Raw genomic sequence first — 223 nt, forward strand, 5'->3', positions numbered from 1 at the left:
GAGACCTTAGCCGTTTCTATCAGAATCTTACTGAAGATATTGTCTGCGCTAAAAACCGTCTACACAAGGTTTTACAGGTCACTTTTCCTGAATTGGAAAACATCTTGTCGTCACCAACTGGGGAACAATATTGGAACTTGGTCATGACTTTTCCATGTAATAGTTTTGTACTGGAGTTGGATGACGCCGCATTAAGAGCTATCATCCGTCAGTCTACATCAAA

Annotated in this window: 1 pseudogene; it reads left to right on the forward strand. The window is 40.8% G+C overall.

From position 1 onward, the window contains the following. Positions 1–223, forward strand: a pseudogene (locus tag HMPREF2637_RS10975) (IS110 family transposase); the annotation flags it as partial.

Source organism: Streptococcus sp. HMSC065H07, assembly GCF_001837325.1.
GTDB lineage: Bacteria > Bacillota > Bacilli > Lactobacillales > Streptococcaceae > Streptococcus > Streptococcus salivarius_H.